This is a genomic window from Pseudomonas sp. BN505 (assembly GCF_029873175.1).
Lineage (GTDB): Bacteria > Pseudomonadota > Gammaproteobacteria > Pseudomonadales > Pseudomonadaceae > Aquipseudomonas > Aquipseudomonas putida.
Genome location: NZ_SSOI01000033.1, coordinates 1 through 16,841, shown reverse-complemented (window position 1 = coordinate 16,841; position 16,841 = coordinate 1). Strand labels below are relative to the sequence as shown.

At 62.9% G+C, this 16,841-nt stretch carries 18 protein-coding genes; 7 read left to right on the top strand and 11 right to left on the bottom strand.

Going from position 1 to position 16,841, the window contains the following annotated elements; genetic code table 11:
- Positions 1–135 precede the first annotated feature (135 nt).
- The 3 genes from E8E78_RS10745 to E8E78_RS10735 all read right to left on the bottom strand — a co-directional run bounded on the left by E8E78_RS10745 (position 136) and on the right by E8E78_RS10735 (position 1,573).
- Positions 136–426 carry a PA4642 family protein gene (locus E8E78_RS10745; RefSeq protein WP_016501487.1) on the bottom strand — a complete coding sequence of 97 codons (291 nt, stop codon included), beginning with the start codon at positions 424–426 and terminating at the stop codon, positions 136–138.
- A 68-nt stretch (positions 427–494) separates the two neighbouring features.
- The gene (locus E8E78_RS10740) at positions 495–965 is read right to left on the bottom strand and encodes a hypothetical protein (RefSeq protein WP_016484881.1); all 471 of its coding nucleotides are present in this window, start codon (positions 963–965) and stop codon (positions 495–497) included.
- Between the two features lie 50 nt (positions 966–1,015).
- Positions 1,016–1,573 (bottom strand): hypoxanthine-guanine phosphoribosyltransferase, encoded by a 558-nt coding sequence (locus E8E78_RS10735; protein WP_016501490.1) that lies wholly within the window; start codon positions 1,571–1,573, stop codon positions 1,016–1,018.
- A 161-nt stretch (positions 1,574–1,734) separates the two neighbouring features.
- On the opposite strand from E8E78_RS10735, the gene upp reads away from it, so the two are divergent.
- Together upp and E8E78_RS10725 are read left to right on the top strand one after the other, a co-directional pair.
- On the top strand, positions 1,735–2,373 hold the full coding sequence (gene upp, locus E8E78_RS10730; protein ID WP_016501492.1) for a uracil phosphoribosyltransferase: 639 nt from the start codon (positions 1,735–1,737) through the stop codon (positions 2,371–2,373).
- 2 nt (positions 2,374–2,375) lie between these two features.
- A complete protein-coding gene (locus tag E8E78_RS10725; protein ID WP_016501493.1) occupies positions 2,376–3,650 on the top strand; it encodes a uracil-xanthine permease family protein in 1,275 nt (424 codons plus the stop codon).
- Between the two features lie 132 nt (positions 3,651–3,782).
- Here the strand turns inward: E8E78_RS10725 and hemH are convergent, their stop codons facing one another.
- Positions 3,783–4,799 carry a ferrochelatase gene (gene hemH, locus E8E78_RS10720; RefSeq protein ID WP_059396055.1) on the bottom strand — a complete coding sequence of 339 codons (1,017 nt, stop codon included), beginning with the start codon at positions 4,797–4,799 and terminating at the stop codon, positions 3,783–3,785.
- A gap of 13 nt (positions 4,800–4,812) precedes the next feature.
- On the bottom strand, positions 4,813–5,718 hold the full coding sequence (locus E8E78_RS10715; RefSeq protein ID WP_049277213.1) for a TIGR01777 family oxidoreductase: 906 nt from the start codon (positions 5,716–5,718) through the stop codon (positions 4,813–4,815).
- 187 nt (positions 5,719–5,905) lie between these two features.
- Here E8E78_RS10715 and E8E78_RS10710 point away from each other — a divergent pair, with 187 nt between their 5' ends.
- The 5 genes from E8E78_RS10710 to E8E78_RS10690 all read left to right on the top strand — a co-directional run bounded on the left by E8E78_RS10710 (position 5,906) and on the right by E8E78_RS10690 (position 10,978).
- Positions 5,906–6,892 carry an NAD(P)/FAD-dependent oxidoreductase gene (locus E8E78_RS10710; RefSeq protein WP_049277212.1) on the top strand — a complete coding sequence of 329 codons (987 nt, stop codon included), beginning with the start codon at positions 5,906–5,908 and terminating at the stop codon, positions 6,890–6,892.
- A gap of 100 nt (positions 6,893–6,992) precedes the next feature.
- Complete coding sequence (locus E8E78_RS10705; protein ID WP_049277210.1) at positions 6,993–7,961, top strand: DUF523 and DUF1722 domain-containing protein; 969 nt, start codon at positions 6,993–6,995, stop codon at positions 7,959–7,961.
- A complete protein-coding gene (locus E8E78_RS10700) occupies positions 7,951–8,850 on the top strand; it encodes a MerR family transcriptional regulator (RefSeq protein ID WP_059396057.1) in 900 nt (299 codons plus the stop codon). Before E8E78_RS10705 ends, E8E78_RS10700 begins: the two co-directional genes overlap by 11 nt.
- Positions 8,841–10,283 carry a deoxyribodipyrimidine photo-lyase gene (phrB, locus tag E8E78_RS10695; protein WP_280311977.1) on the top strand — a complete coding sequence of 481 codons (1,443 nt, stop codon included), beginning with the start codon at positions 8,841–8,843 and terminating at the stop codon, positions 10,281–10,283. The genes E8E78_RS10700 and phrB overlap by 10 nt, the downstream gene beginning before the upstream one ends.
- The gene (locus E8E78_RS10690) at positions 10,280–10,978 is read left to right on the top strand and encodes an SDR family oxidoreductase (RefSeq protein ID WP_049277207.1); all 699 of its coding nucleotides are present in this window, start codon (positions 10,280–10,282) and stop codon (positions 10,976–10,978) included. Before phrB ends, E8E78_RS10690 begins: the two co-directional genes overlap by 4 nt.
- A gap of 136 nt (positions 10,979–11,114) precedes the next feature.
- Here the strand turns inward: E8E78_RS10690 and E8E78_RS10685 are convergent, their stop codons facing one another.
- The 6 genes from E8E78_RS10685 to hemA all read right to left on the bottom strand — a co-directional run bounded on the left by E8E78_RS10685 (position 11,115) and on the right by hemA (position 16,465).
- On the bottom strand, positions 11,115–11,633 hold the full coding sequence (locus E8E78_RS10685) for an acyloxyacyl hydrolase (protein ID WP_016501501.1): 519 nt from the start codon (positions 11,631–11,633) through the stop codon (positions 11,115–11,117).
- A 106-nt stretch (positions 11,634–11,739) separates the two neighbouring features.
- Complete coding sequence (gene murI, locus E8E78_RS10680; RefSeq protein WP_049277206.1) at positions 11,740–12,537, bottom strand: glutamate racemase; 798 nt, start codon at positions 12,535–12,537, stop codon at positions 11,740–11,742.
- On the bottom strand, positions 12,530–13,285 hold the full coding sequence (locus E8E78_RS10675) for a molybdopterin-synthase adenylyltransferase MoeB (protein ID WP_059396058.1): 756 nt from the start codon (positions 13,283–13,285) through the stop codon (positions 12,530–12,532). The genes murI and E8E78_RS10675 overlap by 8 nt, the downstream gene beginning before the upstream one ends.
- On the bottom strand, positions 13,279–14,109 hold the full coding sequence (prmC, locus tag E8E78_RS10670) for a peptide chain release factor N(5)-glutamine methyltransferase (protein WP_016501504.1): 831 nt from the start codon (positions 14,107–14,109) through the stop codon (positions 13,279–13,281). Before prmC ends, E8E78_RS10675 begins: the two co-directional genes overlap by 7 nt.
- The gene (gene prfA / locus E8E78_RS10665) at positions 14,109–15,191 is read right to left on the bottom strand and encodes a peptide chain release factor 1 (protein ID WP_016501505.1); all 1,083 of its coding nucleotides are present in this window, start codon (positions 15,189–15,191) and stop codon (positions 14,109–14,111) included. The genes prmC and prfA overlap by 1 nt, the downstream gene beginning before the upstream one ends.
- Entirely contained in the window at positions 15,188–16,465 is a 1,278-nt protein-coding gene (hemA, locus tag E8E78_RS10660; protein WP_016501506.1) for a glutamyl-tRNA reductase, read from the bottom strand. The genes prfA and hemA overlap by 4 nt, the downstream gene beginning before the upstream one ends.
- Positions 16,466–16,841 lie beyond the last annotated feature (376 nt).

Sequence of the window (16,841 nt, the reverse complement as noted above, 5' to 3'; positions counted from 1 at the left end):
GCGTTTTTTTGTGCCTGGGGACCTATCAGCCTGTGCCGGCCTCTTCGCGGGCTTGCCCGCTCCCACAGGTTCGGCGCTGCCCCTCATCCCTGTGGGAGCGGGCAAGCCCGCGAAAGGTCCAGCACAGGTTGTATATCAACCGCGGGCGTTGTCGATGATCTCGATGTACTCAGGCGCATTGCGCTGGTCGGCAATTTGCTCGACGAAGGTCTTGCCGTGCTCGTCCTTGCCATCCAGGTCCAGGCCAGCTTCGACAAAGAAGCCGACAAAGCGCTCGAAATCGTCGACACGCAGCCCGCGGTACGCCTTGACCAGCTTGTGGTGCGAAGGAGAGGTCACGCCATCGGCCGGTTCGAACTGAAGGAACGACTTGATGTAGTCGTCGCTGATTTCGTCGCCGATTACCTGTTTCTTGTCTTTACGCATTGCCGACTCCAACTGGACCATCACGGGATTTCGAAGGCCGGCAGTTTACCCCTCGCAGGCTGCGTGGCTCAACGCGTACGTACGGTACCGGTGTGCAGGTCGGCCCAGATGTGGCCGTTGCCATAGGTGAGAAACTGCACGTACAGGGTCTCGTTACGCAGCAGGTCCATGATTACCCGGTAGTCACTGACCGGGTAATTCAGGCTCAAGGTGCGGCTTTTTTCGTCATACACGGGCTTCTTCAGGCTCTTGGCCGCTTCGCCGTCGAAGGTCAGCAGCACCTGGGCGATGGTCGCGCCCTTGCTCAACGGCTTGCCCTTCAGGCGCACCTGCAACGACGAGGTGATCGGGATCGGCTGCTGGTCGGACTGCCGCTGGGCACCCACTACCACCGAGTAGTCGGTCACCTGCAGCAGTTGCTGGCCGGTCGGCGCTTCCTGGCGCAGGGACTGGTCGTCAGGCGGCAGAAACTGGCTGTGCAGCGGTGCGGCGGCGAGTGGCAGGCTGACCGCCAACAGGAGGGGAAGAATCGCACGCATGTGAGGCTCCTTGAATGAAGGAGCACTCTAGCATGCAGGGCGGCGCCAGATTAAAGCCCCTTGACTGCGAAAATGCCGTTGGCATTGCGCCAGTAGCCTTTGTAGTCCATGCCGTAACCGAAGATGTAGCGGTCGACACACGGCAAGCCCACGTAGTTGGCCTTGAGGTCCGGGCTGGCCTTGCGGTCGTGGTCCTTGTCGATCAGGACTGCGGTGTGCACCGAGCGCGCACCGGCATGTTTGCAGAACTCGATAATGGCGCTGAGGGTGTGGCCTTCGTCGAGGATGTCGTCGACGATCAGCACGTCACGGTCGATGAACGACACTTCCGGCTTGGCCTTCCAGAACAGCTCGCCGCCGCTTGTCTGGTTGCGGTAGCGGGTGGCGTGCAGGTACGAGGCTTCCAGCGGGAACTGCAGGTGGGTCAGCAGTTTGCCGGAGAAGATAAGGCCACCGTTCATCACGCAGAACACCACCGGGTTCTTGTCGTGCAGGTCCTTGCAGATCTGCTCGCCGACTTTGGCGATGGCCGCTTCGACTTCGGCTTCGGTGTACAGGCAGTCAGCTTCACGCATGACTTGACGGATGTGCTCGAGATCGGCGGACATGGCGCTCTCCGGGGGTGCATTTTGGAAAAGCGGGCAAAGGTACGCATCCGCTCGTCCCAGATCAAGCATTTATGGACTAACGTCCAAAATGACCAGACGACAGCACAGGTTGAATAGATTAATCTAGCGCGGTTTTTTTGCCCGCCTTTCGGAGCCCCCCTATGCCCACTCGTGAGATCCGCCACCCGCTGATCCGCCACAAGCTCGGCCTGATGCGCCGTGCCGATATCAGCACCAAGAATTTTCGCGAACTCGCCCAGGAAGTCGGCGCGCTACTGACCTACGAAGCCACCCAGGACCTGCCACTCGAAACCTACGAGATCGACGGCTGGTGTGGCAAGGTGCAAGTTGAAAAAATCGCCGGCAAGAAGATTACCGTAGTACCCATCCTGCGCGCGGGTATCGGCATGCTTGACGGCGTGCTCAGCCTGATCCCAGGTGCCAAGGTCAGCGCCGTGGGTGTCGCCCGCAACGAGGAAACCCTCGAAGCCCACACCTACCTGGAAAAGCTCGCGCCGGACATCAACCAGCGTCTGGCCCTGATCATCGACCCGATGCTGGCCACCGGCGCTTCGATGGTCGCTACCATCGACCTGCTGAAAAAGGCCGGCTGCAAGGAGATCCGCGCCATGGTGCTGGTCGCCGCGCCAGAAGGCATCGAAGTGGTGGAAAAAGCCCACCCGGACGTGAAGATCTACACCGCTTCGATCGACCAGCGCCTGAACGAGCACGGCTACATCGTGCCGGGCCTGGGCGATGCCGGTGACAAGATCTTCGGCACCAAGCAAAAGGACGCCTGACCATGCAGGACGGCTTCAACGACCCGCTCTGGCGCCAGGTCGTTTCGGGCGCGCAGATGCTCTTCGTGGCATTTGGCGCGTTGGTGCTGATGCCACTGATCACCGGCCTCGACCCGAACGTCGCGTTGTTCACTGCCGGCATCGGCACGCTGCTGTTCCAGCTGGTTACCGGCCGCCAGGTACCGGTGTTCCTGGCCTCCAGCTTTGCCTTCATCACCCCGATCATCCTCGCCAAGGGCCAGTTCGGCCTGGCCGAGACCATGGGCGGCGTGATGGCTGCAGGTTTCGTGTACACCTTCATGGGCCTGATGGTAAAAATCAAAGGCACCGGTTTCATCGACCGCATGCTGCCGCCTGTGGTTATCGGCCCGGTAATCATCTCCATCGGCCTGGCCATGGCACCGATCGCTGCCAACATGGCGATGGGCAAAGGTGGGGACGGCGCAGCACTGATGCCGTACAAGACCGCCATGCTGATCTCCATGCCAGCCCTGCTGACCACCTTGATCGTCGCCGTGTTCGGCAAGGGCATTTTCCGCCTGGTACCGATCATCTCCGGCGTGCTGGTGGGCTTTGCCCTGGCCTTCGCCTTTGGCGTGGTCGACACGGCGAAGATCGCCGCTGCACCGTGGCTGGAAATCCCTAACTTCACTGCACCAGCATTCAACTGGCAGGCCATCCTGTTTATCGTCCCGGTCGCCCTGGCACCGGCGATCGAGCACATTGGCGGGGTGATTGCGGTCGGTAGCGTGACCGGCCGTGACTACCTGAAAAAGCCTGGCCTGCACCGCACCTTGCTGGGTGACGGCCTGGCCACCACGGCAGCCGGCCTGTTCGGCGGCCCGCCCAACACCACCTACGCCGAAGTGACTGGCGCAGTGATGCTGACCAAGAACTACAACCCGAAAATCATGACCTGGGCGGCGGTCTTCGCCATTACCCTGGCGTTCATCGGCAAGTTCGGCGCGCTGCTGCAAAGCATCCCGGTACCCGTGATGGGCGGCATTCTGTGCCTGCTGTTCGGTTCGATTGCGGCGGTGGGCATGAACACCATGATCCGCCACAAGATCGACCTGGCCGAAGCGCGCAACCTGGTGATCGTGTCGGTAACCTTGGTGTTTGGTATCGGCGGCGTGCTGATCGGCAGCGGTGACGGCCCGGATGACTGGGGCCTGAAGGGCATCGCCCTGTGCGCCATCGTGGCAATTGCCCTGAACCTGATCCTGCCGGGCAATGATGGCTGGAAGCACAAGAAACTGGACGACCAGTTGCCTTGATCCGGCTTTAACCTGAACCGGCCCTATCGCCGGCAAGCCGGCTCCCACAGGTACACCACAAGTTTCAGATACTGTGATGCCCTTATGGGAGCTGGCTTGCCGGCGATAGGGCCGGTATAGGCAGCCGCAATATCAGGCCTTTTCGCACATATCCGCCAGCACCCTCACCCACTCCGGGTGATCATTCAGGCACGGCACCAGCACCAGCTCCCGCCCGCCCGCCTCGACAAACTGTTCGCTGCCGCGCATGCCGATCTCTTCCAGCGTCTCGATGCAATCGGCCACAAACGCCGGGCACATCACCAGCAGCTTCTTCACGCCAGCCTTGGCCAGCTCATCCAGCCGCGTCTCGGTGTAGGGCTCGATCCACTTGTCCCGCCCCAGCCGAGACTGGAACGATACAGACCATTTGCCATCCGGTATGCCCATTCTCTGCGCAAAGGCTTTGGCCGTAGCCAGGCATTGCCCGCGGTAACACACCGCACGCACCTCGGCGGATGCGCCGTGGCAGCAATCGGCGGTGCGCAGGTCGTGCTTGTTGCCCTTCGGAAACAGCTTCTTCAAGTGCCGCTCCGGCAAGCCATGGAAGCTCAGCAACAGGTGGTCGTAATCCTGTTCCAGGTAAGGCCGGGCGCTGGCAGCCAGCGCTTCGATGTATTCAGGGTGCTCGTAAAACGGCTGCAGCACGCGCATCTGCAGGGGCAGCTGGCGCACGCTGATCACCTGTTTTGCCAACTCGACCACAGTGGTCACGGTACTGTCGGCGAACTGTGGATAAAGCGGCGCCAAGGTCACCTTGCGCACGCCTTGGCCTGCCAGGCGTTCCAGCACTTCGGGCAAGGCTGGCTGGCCATAGCGCATGGCAATTTCCACCGGGCCATGGGGCCAGTGCTCGACCATTGCTGACTGCAGGCGACGGGTCAGCACCACCAGCGGCGAGCCCTCCTCCCACCAGATCGAGCCATAGGCATGCGCCGACTGTTCCGGGCGCTTGATCAGGATCAACGACACCAGCAGGCGCCGCACCGGCCAAGGCAGGTCGACCACGTACGGGTCCATGAGGAACTGGTTGAGGTAGCGGCGCACATCGGCCACCGAGGTGGAGGCCGGGGAACCCAGGTTGACCAGCAGCAGGGCGTGATCGGTCATGCAGCGTCCTATGTCAGAGGCGGCTGGACAAGTTGTCCAGGGCCGATTGCAGATCGTTGAAGCGGAAGGTGAAGCCAGCCGCCAGCAAGCGTACCGGGCGCGCCCGCTGACCGCCCAGCAACAAGGTCGACATCTCGCCCAGGCCAGCCCGGAGCACCAATGCCGGCATCGGCAACAGCGCCGGCCGATGCAGGGCCCGGCCCAGGCGCCTGGCGAACTCGCGGTTACGCACCGGCTCCGGGGCGCAGGCATTATAAGGACCGCTGGCATCCTTGTGCTGCAAGAGAAAATCTATCAGGCCGACCTGGTCGTCTATATGGACCCATGGCATCCACTGCCGCCCATCGCCCAATGGCCCGCCCAGCCCCAGTTTGAAGGGCACGCGCAGGCGCGACAAAAAGCCGCCATCGCTGGCCAGCACCAGCCCGGTGCGCACCAGCACCACGCGGATGCCCTGTGCCTGGGAGCGCTGGGCCGTCTCTTCCCAGGCAATGCACAACTGGCTGGCGAAATCTTCGCGCACCGGTGGCGAGGCCTCGGTCAGTTCGCGTTCACCACCGTCACCGTACCAGCCCACTGCAGAGCCGGAAATCAGCACCTGCGGGCGTTGCTCACGAGTGCCCAGCCAGGTCAGCAATTGCTCGGTCAGGGTGACCCGGCTGGCCCACAGCAGGTTGCGCCGGGCGGCCGTCCAGGGCCTATCGGCAATCGGCGCACCGGCCAGGTTGACCACCGCATCAAGGTGATCGTCCGCCTCCAGCTCCTCCAGGCGGGCGATGCCACGCACGCCACTGCCACATATTTTCGGCACCTGCTCGGGTCGCCGGCTCCATACCGTGAGCCGATGCCCCTGGCCAAGCCAGTACTGGCACAGATGCTTGCCAATCAAACCGGTGCCACCTGTCAGCAATATATGCATGGCTGTGTCCTCGCAGAATGCGGCGGTGGTCTATTTTTAACATCAAGGCACTTTTTTGACCCGACGCTCTCGGATAAACATAGGCCAACCTGCCCGTGAAAGCGGAATAACCTTATACAGAATTTCTGGATTGTACAGGTTTGCCTGACAGCGTAGTCTGCTCATAGCAAGGTTTGAAGAGGCCATCATGACAGTACCTATTGCCATCATCGGGGCCGGTATCGCCGGCTTGTCAGTCGCCCAGGCGTTGCAAAAGGCCGGGCAGTCCGTGCATCTGTTCGACAAAGGCCACGGCAGTGGCGGGCGCATGGCCAGCAAGCGCAGCGAGGCCGGCGCGCTGGACCTCGGCGCCCAGTACTTCACTGCCCGTGACCGGCGCTTCGTCGAGCAGGTGCAACATTGGGTTGCCGCCGGCTGGGCCGAGCAGTGGAAGCCGCAGCTGTACAACTACCGTGATGGCGAGCTCACCCCCTCCCCCGACGAACAGACGCGATGGGTGGGCGTGCCACGCATGAGCGCCATCACCCGTGGGCTGCTCAAGGATGTGACAGTGAACTTCGGCTGCCGTATCGCCGAGGTGTTCCGCGGCAAGCAGTACTGGCACCTGCAAGATACCGAAGGCTGCAGCCATGGCCCTTACAGCCGCGTGGTGATTGCTGTACCGGCACCGCAGGCCACGCCACTTCTGGCCTCCACCCCGAAACTGGCAGCCGTGGCGGCGGGCGTGCAGATGGAGCCTGTCTGGGCTGTCGCGCTCGCCTTCCAGACACCGTTGGACACCCCGATGCAAGGCTGCTTCGTGCAGGACAAACCGCTCGACTGGCTGGCCCGCAACCGCAGCAAGCCCGGCCGCGACGAGCAGCTCGATACCTGGGTGCTGCACGCCACCTCTGACTGGAGCCGGCAGCACATCGACCTGACCAAGGAGCAAGTGATCGAACAGCTGTGGGGTGAGTTCGCCGAGCTGGTCGGCTGCGTGGTGCCAGCGCCCACCTTCTCCCTGGCCCACCGCTGGCTCTATGCGCGCCCCAGCAGCAATCATGAGTGGGGCGCACTGGCCGATGCTGATCAAGGTTTGTACGCCTGCGGCGACTGGTGCCTGTCCGGGCGGGTGGAAGGCGCCTGGCTCAGCGGCCAGGAAGCGGCGCGACGGCTGCTCGAACACATGGAATGATGTAAGGCCATCCAAAAATTCCTGTTTGCATAACTTCCCGGCTGTGCTGGAATAAACTTGTACAAGATTCTAGAATCGTACAAGTTTACCGGAGGCAGCCATGCACGACCCTTCAGCCCACAGCAAGCCGCGTATCGCCATCAGCGCCTGCCTGACCGGGCACAGCGTGCGTTACAACGGCGGCCACAAGGCCTCGGACCTGTGCCGTACGCAACTGGATGCTCATTTTGACTGGCTGCCGGTGTGCCCGGAAGTCGCCATCGGCCTGGGCGTACCGCGCGACCCGATCCGCCTGGTCGGCAACCCCGAACGACCGGAAGTGGTCGGCACCCGCAACCCTGGCATGGACTTGACCGAACCTCTGCGCGGCTATGGCGAGCAGATGGCCGCCGAGCTCGACGATATCTGCGGCTATATCTTCATGCAGAAGTCGCCTTCCTGTGGCCTGGAACGGGTCAAGGTGTATCAGGACAACGGCCATCCGGCCCTCCACGGTGGGCGCGGCGTTTACGCCCAGGCCTTCTGCGCTCAACGCCCGGACCTGCCAGTAGAAGAAGAAGGCCGCCTGCATGACCCCGTGCTGCGCGAGAACTTCATCAGCCGCGTGTATGCCTACGCCGACTGGCAGCGCCTGCTTGCCGAGGGCCTTAGCCGTGGCAGCCTGGTCCGCTTTCATTCGCGTTACAAGTACCTGGTGATGGCCAACAACCCGCAGGCCTACCGAACCTTGGGCCGCCTGCTCGGCAGCATGAGCAAGGATGACGACCCACACAGCATCGGCCCACGCTACTTCAGCGAGCTGATGCAGGCCCTGCGCCGCTGTGCCAGCCGCGGCACCCACTGCAATGTGCTGCAGCACCTCAGCGGCTATTTCAAGGACAGCCTGACGCAACAGGACAAGGCCGAGTTGCAGACACTCATCAGCCAGTACCAGCAAGGCGTAGTGCCACTTGTGGTGCCGCTGACCCTGCTCAAGCACCATTTGCGCAAGCACCCCGACGCCTATCTGCAGCAGCAAGCCTACCTGCAGCCGCACCCCGAGAGCCTGGGCTTGCGCAATGCAGTCTGAGGACTTGCTGCCCATCGGCGAACTGGCCCGCCGCACCGGCGTCAACCCGGTCACCCTGCGCGCCTGGGAACGTCGGTATGGCCTGCTCAAGCCCCAGCGCACCGCCAAGGGGCATCGCCTGTACCCGTTGGAACAGGTCGAGCGGGTCGAGGCAATCCTTGGCTGGTTGCAGCGTGGGGCATCGGTCGGCCAAGTGCGCGAGCTGCTCGACAAGCCGTCCAGCACGCCGCCCAAGGGTGACTGGCAGGCCCGGCAGTTCCAGCTGATCGAGGCCATTGCCAACCTGTCACAGCGCGCCCTTGACCAACAGCTTAACCAGGCCATGGCCCTGTACCCGGCCGTTACCCTGTGCGAACAACTGCTGCTGCCGCTGCTCGACCTCCTCGACCTGCGGTGGCGCAATTACTTCAATGCGCAGCTGGAACAGGCGTTTTTCCACAGCTGGCTTCGCAGCAAGCTTGGTGCCCGCGTCTACCATGACAACCAGTTATTGCAGGGCCCTGCGGTGTTGCTGGTGGAAGACAGTGAACGTGCCTTCAGCGCCGGTTTATGGCTATGCGCCTGGCTGTTCACCAGCAACGGGTTCCCAGTCGAGGTACTGGAAAACCCCGTTGCAGGTCCGCACCTGCAACGTGCGGTCAGCACACTCAACCCCCGCGCCGTGCTCCTGCACCTGGGGCCCCGCATCGATGGCAAGGCACTGCAACGCACCCTGTACAACCTGCCCATGACAATCCTGGCCGGCGGCCCGACGCTGTTGCTGCATGAAGCGCAGTTGCGTGCCCTCGAGCTGCCCAACCTGGCCCTGTTCGACACCCCGCAGGTGGCTTTGCGCTTGCTTCAAGCCCATGACCGCCAGCCTGTAGAGATGAATGCCCCATGCACCTGACCTGGCTGCGCAGCGACCTGCGCATCGATGACAACACCGCTCTCAGCGCCGCCACCGAGCGCGGGCCGACCATTGCCCTTTGGCTGGTCAGCCCCGGGCAATGGCAAGCCCATGATGATGCCGCCTGCAAAGTCGACTTCTGGCTGCGCAACCTGCGCGACCTGCGCCAGTCGCTGGAAGGCCTGAATATTCCCCTGCTGATCCGCAAGATCGACACCTGGGACCAGGCGCCACAAGCCGTGCTTGAGGTATGCCGCCAACATCAGGTGGCAAGCGCCCACTGGAACGAAGAGTACGGCATCAACGAGCAGCGCCGTGACGATGCCACCCGTGCCCTGCTGGGAAAGTCGGGCATTCAGGCCCACAGCCACCTCGACCAGCTGTTTTTCCGCCCGGGCACCATCCTGACCCGCAGTGGTGACTACTTCCAGGTTTTCAGCCAGTTCAAGAAAACCTGCCTGGAGCACCTGCACCGCAGCCTGCCTGCCCTGGCCCACCGGGTTAAGCGCCAGGCACCGCTGCACATCCCTGCCGACCCGCTTCCGCAACACGTGGACGGTTTTGAAACACCCACGCGCGCCTTGCGCGAATATTGGCCAGCGGGTGAAGCCGAGGCGCAGGGGCGGCTGTCCCGCTTCCTTGACGAAGCCATCGACGACTACCAGCTACAGCGTGACCTGCCTGCCAAGCCTGGTACCAGCCAGCTTTCGACTTATCTGGCCGCCGGCGTGATCTCGCCCCGCCAGTGCCTGCACGGTGCACTGGCCAGCAACCGAGGCGAGTTCGACAGTGGCAGTACCGGCGTACAAACCTGGATCAACGAACTGCTGTGGCGCGAATTCTACAAGCACGTCCTGAGCGGTTATCCACAGGTCTCACGCCACCGCGCCTTCCGCGCCCAGACCGAAGCCTTGCCCTGGCGTGACGCCCCGGCAGACCTGGAGGCCTGGGAACAAGGCCGCACCGGGTTCCCGATCATCGACGCCGCCATGCGCCAGCTGCTGGATACCGGGTGGATGCACAACCGCCTGCGCATGGTCGTGGCCATGTTCCTCAGCAAGAACCTGCTGATCGACTGGCGCAAGGGCGAGCGGCACTTCATGCGCCACCTGATAGACGGTGACCTGGCTGCCAACAATGGCGGCTGGCAGTGGAGTGCCTCCACCGGCACAGACGCAGTGCCCTATTTCCGTATCTTCAACCCGATTTCACAGTCTCAACGTTTCGACCCTCAGGGGCACTTCATCCGGCACTGGCTGCCGGAATTGCGGGGGCTAGATGAAAAAACCATCCATCTACCCGTGAAGTCGGCTGATCTTTTTGCTAATAATTCCTATCACAGTCCAATTGTCGATCTCGGCAGCAGTCGCCAGCGCGCGCTGGAGGCCTTCAAGAGCCTCCCGCGTCGGCAGGATCAGAGGGCAATAACTTGAAGAACGCACGCAGTATCTGGGTGACGGGTGCCGGTAATGGACTCGGCCTCGCATTAGTGGAGGCGCTGCTCGGGCAAGGACACCGGGTAGCAGCAAGCGGTAAGGACAGCGATGCACTGGAGGCCTTGAGTGCGTGTTATGGCAGCCAGCTGTTGCGGTTGCCTTGGCAAATGCATGAAGAACAACAGGTGGCGAATGCCTGCCAGCAGATATGCCATGCCTGGTGCTCGCTGGATGGCTTGATCATAAATGCCGGCACCAGTGATTACCTGCCGGCCGATGTAGCAGACAGCGAACTGTTCGAGGCGATAGGCAGTACCAACCAGCTGGCAGGTGAGCTGTGCCTGAGCAAAGCGCTGCCTTTGCTGGCGAAGGGCGATTCGCCGCAGGTGATGGCGTTGTTCAACCGTTATTCAGCGTTGCAGCTGTATGCACCGACACAGGTCATTGCGGGCTGGAACAACCTGCCGCAATGGATGCGTGAGCAACGCAAGCCTCTGAAGGAGCTGGGCATCGGGCTGACTGTAGTGGCGCCACAGTCGCTGAAGGTGCCGGTGACGTCGGTGCAGGCGATACCGGAGGAGTGGACGCCGCAGGGTGTCGCTGAAGCGTTGTTGCGTCGGTGGCCGCAGGGAGAACCGGAACTGATCCTGGAAACCCTGGACATCAGTAGCCTGTGGCCGTTGACGCGCTGATACCTGAAAACAGGGTTGGATTCTTCGCGGGCGCGCCCGCTCCCACAGGAATACCCAGATCTTGAATGCTGCGGTATCCCTGAGGGAGCGGGTTATCGAAGCGTAGAACCCCGCGAAGACGCCGGCGCAGGTGAACTCAGAGCGCCATGCGGTAATGGAGGCTGTAGCTTTCCACCCCATCGTTGGGCTCTTTGATACCCGCATTGGAGTAATGGATCGCCCGCACTCCGATCTCATGCCCGCCGGCAAAGCGCAAACCAAAGCCGATGCGGTCCTCGAACTGGAACGACGAGCCTAGCTCGTTGCTTTCCAGTTCGGTGCTGGAAAACGCCGCCACACCAATCCCTGCCTCGATGTAGGGCTTCACCGACTCCCCGGCAAACTCATAGACGAAGACTGGCGCAAACGACAGGCTGTGGTTGCTCGCCGTCTCGTCACCATCCCAATAGGTGTAGGCCCCATCCCAGTAGCCAGTCAGCCGACCAACGCTGGTCTGCCACCAGCTCGCATCCCAGTTCGATTGCAGCCCTAATCGGTAGACCATGGTCGAGTCACCGGTCTGCCCTACCGAAAACGAAACGTCGGCAGCCTGTGCCGACATCGCTTGCCCCAATGTAAAGGCAGCAGCCGCCGCCAAGCCAAGCAGTTTCCTCATAAGAAACATCCTTCTTCCTGATGCTGTTATTAGTGTCCGCCTCATCTCAGGCAAAGCGGTAGAAAGCAGAAGTGGAACGATAGTTCAGCTGTCTTTCACGTTTTTTTCACAACGCAAAGCTTTGCACATCGTCGGACTTACGCCACAGCACAGGTAGGATTTTTCTGAGATTTTCTGGATCAGCGCTACTCCAGAAGCGGGCATCGCCGGCCGGGCCTTCGGCCAACAGATCGTTGGCACCCAGCAGCCGCTGCAGTTGGCGCGCCACAGCGGCGCCGGTGTCGATGATAGCCACGTCCGCCGGCACCAGGTCGGCCAGCAACGGGCGCAGGAAGGGGTAATGGGTGCAACCGAGGATCAGCGTATCGCAGCCGGCGGCCAGCAACGGCTGCACATAGCCAAGCAGCATCTGGCGCAGCGCCAGGCTGGTCAGGTCTCCGGTTTCAATCAGCTCGACCAGCCCTGGGCAAGGCTGGGTGATGACCTGCACGTCGCTGGCGAAGCGGTCGAGCAAAGCGGCGAATTTGGCGCTCTGCAGGGTACCGGTAGTGGCCAGCACACCGACCACGCCCGAGCGGGTAGCCGCCGCCGCGGGCTTCACAGCGGGTTCCATGCCCACCAGCGGCCAGGTCGGGTACAACTCGCGCAAGTCAGCCACCGCCGCTACCGTGGCGGTGTTGCACGCCAGTACCATGGCCTTGGCGCCTTGTGCCTGGAAGAACGCGGCAATACGCCGGCAGCGTTCACGGATGTAGTCTGGCGACTTCTCGCCATAAGGCACATGGCCACAGTCGGCCACATACAGCAGCGTCTCGTTGGGCAGCAGGCGCTGGATCTCGGCGAGCACCGACAAACCGCCGACCCCCGAGTCCATCACGCCGACCGGCGCCGAGCGCTCAGCCATCGCGCTTGCCGCAAACAGTACAGGCAGGGTCACGCTTGACCCGCAACTCGCGAATGCGGGTGCCGAGGGCATCGATCAACAGCAGGCGGCCAACCAGCGGCTCGCCAAACCCGGCCAGCAGCTTCATCGCCTCCAGCGCCTGCAGGCTGCCCACCAAGCCCACCAGCGGCCCGATAACGCCCGCTTCGCTGCAGGTCAGCTCATCTTCACTGCCATGCCCATACAGACAGTGGTAGCAGGGGCTATAGTCGCGCCGAGGGTCGAACACCGACAGCTGCCCTTCCAGGCGGATCGCCGCGCCGCTTACCAGCGGTTTGCAAGCAGCCACACAGGCAGCGTTGACCGCTTCACGGGTAGCGAAATTGTCGGAGCAATCCAGCACCAGGTCGACCGCCGCCACAGCGGCAGCGAGCGAGTCTTCATCCAGGGCCTCGCGATGGGCGACCAGGCCGATCTCCGGGTTGATCGCCTGCAAGCGCTGCAAGGCCGAATCGACCTTGCTCATGCCGACGCTGGCACTGTCGTGAATCACCTGGCGTTGCAGGTTGGTCAGGTCGACGGTGTCGAAGTCGGCCAGGTGCAGCTCACCGACCCCGGCGGCAGCCAGGTACAGCGCAACCGGCGAGCCAAGGCCGCCGAGCCCGACGATCAGGGCCTTGCTCTGCTTGAGCCGCAACTGGCCGTCGATGTCGATCTGGGCCAGCAATACCTGCCGGCTGTAACGCAACAGTTCCTCATCACTCAGCATGGCAGGCGCCCCAGGGTAATGCGTTCATGGCCGCCCAGGTCCGTGCGGCTGGCAACCTCGATAAAACCTTGCTCAGCCAGCAAGGCGCGTACTGAAGCTGCCTGGTCGTAACCATGCTCGAGCAGCAACCAGCCACCCGGCAACAGGTGCGCGGGGGCCTGGGCCGCAATCACGCGCAGGTCGTCCAGGCCATCGGCGCCGGCCACCAGCGCACTGCTGGGCTCGAAGCGCACGTCACCGGCCACCAGGTGCGGGTCGGCGGCGGCGATGTAGGGCGGGTTGCTGACAATCAGGTCGAAACGCTCGCCGGCCAGGCTGTCGAACCAGTGGCTTACCCGCACCTGGGCGTTGCCCAGGCCCAGGCGCTGGCGGTTGCGCTCGGCCAGGGCAGCGGCCTCCTCCACCCGGTCAACCGCAGTTACCTGCCAGGCCGGGCGATCGCTGGCCAGGGCCAGGGCAATTGCACCGGTACCGGTGCCCAGGTCGAGGACCTTGGCTGGCGAGGCAGGTTGCAGTTCGAGGGCCGTCTCGACCAACAGTTCGGTATCCGGCCGCGGGATCAGGGTATGCGGCGCCACTTCCAGGTCGATCTTCCAGAAGCCCTGCTGCCCGAGGATGTAGGCGACCGGCTCGCCGCCGCGGCGGCGCTGCAGGTAATCGGCGTATCTCTGGGCATCTTCGCTGCTGACAATTCGCTCGGGCCAGGTGTGCAGGTAGCTGCGCGATTTGCCGATGGCAGCAGCCAACAGCAATTCGGCATCCAGCCGCTCGGTGGGCGATTCGGGCAGCTGCGCGTTGCGCAGCAAGCTGGCGATGATGGTCATCAGTCCCCCAGGGCAGCCAGTTGATCGGCCTGGTATTCGGCCAGCAGCGGTTCGATCACTGCGTCCACGCCACCGCTGAGGATGTCGTCCAGCGAGTACAAGGTCAGGTTGATACGGTGATCGGTCACCCGGCCCTGTGGATAATTGTAGGTGCGGATGCGCTCGGAACGGTCACCGGAGCCCACCAGCAGCTTGCGCTCGCTGGCAATGGCATTCTGTGCTGCGCTGGTCTGCATGTCGTTGAGCTTGGCCGACAGCCAGGACATGGCACGGGCGCGGTTCTTGTGCTGCGAACGCTCTTCCTGGCATTCGACCACGATGCCGGTGGGCAAGTGGGTGATACGGATCGCCGAGTCGGTCTTGTTCACGTGCTGGCCACCCGCGCCAGATGCACGGTAGGTGTCCACGCGCAGGTCGGCCGGGTTGATTTCGATGGCTGCTTGTTCGTCCGGCTCGGGCAGCACCGCCACCGTGCACGCGGAGGTGTGCACGCGGCCTTGGGATTCGGTTTCGGGCACGCGCTGGACGCGGTGCGCGCCAGACTCGAACTTCAGCTTGCCGTAGACGTTCTCACCCTCGACACGGGCGATGATCTCCTTGTAGCCGCCGTGCTCGCCTTCGTTCTCGGACAGGATCTCCAGGCGCCAGCCGCGTTTTTCGGCGTAACGTGAATACATGCGGAACAGGTCGCCGGAGAAGATCGCCGCCTCGTCGCCACCGGTGCCAGCGCGGATTTCGAGGAACACGTTGCGGCCATCGTTGGGGTCTTTGGGCAGCAGCATGCGTTGCAGCTTCGCCTCCAGCGTCAGCAGCTGCTCCTTGGCTTCACGCACTTCTTCCACGGCCATTTCGCGCAGGTCCGGGTCGCTGTCCTTGAGCAGCGCCTGGGCACCTTCAAGGTCGCCCTGGACTTTGCACCACTCTTTATAAGCAGCGTAGACCGGCTCGACCTCGGCGTATTCACGGGAATACGCGCGAAAGCGCGTCTGGTCGGAAATGACCTCGGCATCACCGAGCAGTGCGGTGAGCTCTTCGAAGCGGTCCTGGAGGATATCCAGTTTGTTCAGCAGCGACGCTTTCATTGCGGGGATTTGTCCGTGGAGCCCTCGTTGAGGGCAAAGAGTTCCTGGGCCATGGCCAGCGCATCAAGGCGGCCCTCGGCCGAGAGCTTTTTCAACTGCACGCTGGGCGCGTGCAGAAGTTTGTTGGTCAGCCCCCGGGCCAGTTGGGCCAGTACGTCCTCGGGGTTGCCGCCGTTGGCCAGCAGGCGCTGGGCCTTTTGCAGTTCTTCATCGCGCAGGCGCTCGCTTTGCTGGCGATAGGCCTTGAGCACATCCACCGCAGCCAGTTCGCGCAAGCGCACCATGAAATCTTCGGCGCCCACCGACACCAGCTCTTCGGCAGCCTGGGCGGCGCCCTGGCGGCTCTTGAGGTTTTCCGCCACCACGTCGTGCAAGTCATCGACAGTGTACAGGTAGACGTCGTCCAGCTCGCCGACTTCAGGTTCGATGTCGCGCGGTACGGCAATGTCGACCATGAAGATCGGCTTGTGCCGGCGCTGTTTCAGCGCACTCTCGACCGCGCCCTTGCCCAGGATTGGCAGTTGGCTGGCGGTGGAGCTGATGACGATGTCGCTGTTGGCCAGTTCCTGGGGGATGTCGGCCAGCAATACGGCATGCGCGCCGAACTGCTCGGCCAGGATACTGGCCCGCTCCAGGGTGCGGTTGGCCACGACGATACGCCGCACGCCTTGCTCATGCAGGTGGCGGGCGACCAGGGTGATGGTTTCGCCGGCACCGATCAACAAGGCCTGGCTACGGCCCAGGTCGCTGAAGATCTGCTTGGCCAGGCTGACCGCAGCAAACGCCACCGATACCGGGTTTTCACCGATGGCGGTGTCGGTACGCACCTGCTTGGCAGCGCTGAAGGTGGCCTGGAACAGGCGCCCGAGCAGCGGGCCGACGGTGCCGGCCTCGCGCGCCACGGCGTAGGCGGACTTCATCTGGCCGAGGATCTGCGGCTCGCCGAGCACCAATGAGTCCAGGCCGGAAGCCACGCGCATCATGTGCTTTACCGCATCGTGCTCTTCATGCACGTAGGCGCTGGCGCGCAGCTCGTCCAGGCTGAGGCGGTGATAATCGGCCAGCCATTGCAGCACGGCGTCGGCGGACAGGTGGTCCTGCTCTATATAGAGCTCGCTGCGGTTGCAGGTCGACAGGATCGCCGCCTCGCGGCTGGAAGTCAGTCGGCAGAGCTGCTGCAGGGCGTCTACCAGCTGCTCTGGGGTAAACGCCACGCGCTCGCGTACGTCTACCGAGGCAGTCTTATGGTTGATACCAAGTGCAAGAAAGGCCATGCAAGGTCGCTGGTTGTGACGGGAAGCCGATAATTGTCCTCTTTCGCAGGTTTTAGAACAACCACCGTTCGCTATTGCGCTGATAGCGCTGCGGCTATCGCCGCTCGCGGGCCAGCATGAGCGTTGATTTCAGCTTTCACTCCCGCTTCTGATCTGCCTTTGATCTGGCTTTTGATCTGGCTTTTGATCTTCGCGACTTCAGGAGGCCGAACGCAGGCCTTGCGAAGGGAGGTGACGGGCATGGATGCCCGTCAAGCGCTGGGCCCCAGGATGGGGCCTGCAGCGCGGTGCTCCCGGGAGCGAGGCCGGAGTAAGGGAACCCCGGAGCGCAGCGCAGGGGCCGGATGATCGGAGCGCAGCGTTTTTTGGTTACTTT